General features: G+C 65.0%; 1 protein-coding gene. It reads right to left on the bottom strand.

The annotated features are described in order from the left end of the window. The coding region (locus tag MJ785_RS20385; protein WP_239382378.1) for an Rpn family recombination-promoting nuclease/putative transposase at positions 1 to 623 on the bottom strand (623 nt) is incomplete at its 3' end. Positions 624 to 649 lie beyond the last annotated feature (26 nt).

Genomic DNA, 649 nt, shown 5'->3' with positions numbered 1-649 from the left:
AGATCATGTAGCTGATCGCGGATCTCCGCCTCCCCGACCAGCTCAATGTAACGCAGAAGAGCGGCGAACTCCTCCCTGCCATCAGGACCATCCAGGACCGCCCGTAACTCGTCCGCCCACAGCCCCAGTTCCTTCACCAGCCACGGATTCCCCGGAGCGATCTTCAGGAGGAGCAGTGTCAGCCGCGCTGATGACGTCAACGGCCGTTCCCGCAGCGCCTGCGCGTCGACCCGGACCAGATCGTCGAGGAGGAACCGGAACCGGGGCAGATGGTCCCGCCAGGCCTCGATCAAGCCCGCGTCCAGGTCGACCAGGTCAGCCACTTCCACCGGCGCGGTCCAGGCGCGGTCGTCGTGATGCACCACCAGCGGGATCACCGCGGGCAGCCGGCTCGCCCTGGGATGGTCGGCCAGGTAGCGGTCCCAGATCCGCACGACGTAGCGCAGCATCCGGAACGCCATCATCGGGTCGTTGCCGCTTTGATGTTCGATCAGTACGTAGACGAATGCTTCTCGGCCGTCCAGTGGCGCGGTGAACAGCAGATCGGTATGCCGCCACCGTAACGTGGCATCAACCAGGCTCCCCGGTACTAGTGCCAGTTTGTCCAGGTCAAGCCGGGCCACCAGTTCTGCTGGTAGTGCCGCCCGTA

Origin of the sequence: Protofrankia sp. CiT1, from assembly GCF_917627335.1 — a bacterium.
GTDB lineage: Bacteria > Actinomycetota > Actinomycetes > Frankiales > Frankiaceae > Protofrankia.
Note: the sequence above shows the minus strand (reverse complement) of the source record. Positions and strands in the feature narration are given on the sequence as shown.